This window comes from Streptomyces sp. CO7, assembly GCF_053474865.1.
Genome location: NZ_JBRIOU010000161.1, coordinates 1 through 384, shown reverse-complemented (window position 1 = coordinate 384; position 384 = coordinate 1). Strand labels below are relative to the sequence as shown.

Sequence of the window (384 nt, the reverse complement as noted above, 5' to 3'; positions counted from 1 at the left end):
CACAAACGGAGAAGAACTGGGCACCTTTCTTCGTCCGCGATATTGACGAGGACCAGAGCTCCACTGCGAAACGACAGGCGAGCAACTACATACACTTCGTTTGGCGCTTTGAGCCATTGACGGTTCTGAAATGCCATCTAGTCTCCGGAATGTGCGATGTCGTCTTCCAGCAAACGGTCTTGGACGAACTGCGAAGTGTTCACGACGATCATGACGCCAGCCTTCGAGGAGGCACGCAATTGGTCCCAGTCCCAATGTCGCACCAGCACCCAGGATCGTTCGGCTCACCGGGCGTCCAAGCATTCGCGGCGTTTCCAAGGACGCATAGCGAAAATGCTGGCGGTTGTGGGATGGCAGTCTACCGACCCGAACTGGCAGTTTTGG

1 protein-coding gene is annotated in these 384 nt (G+C 56.0%); it reads left to right on the top strand.

The window, feature by feature from the left end:
- Positions 1-195: 195 nt before the first annotated feature.
- On the top strand, positions 196-384 hold a 189-nt coding region (locus tag ACOV8S_RS31580), incomplete at its 3' end, for a hypothetical protein (RefSeq protein ID WP_448321896.1).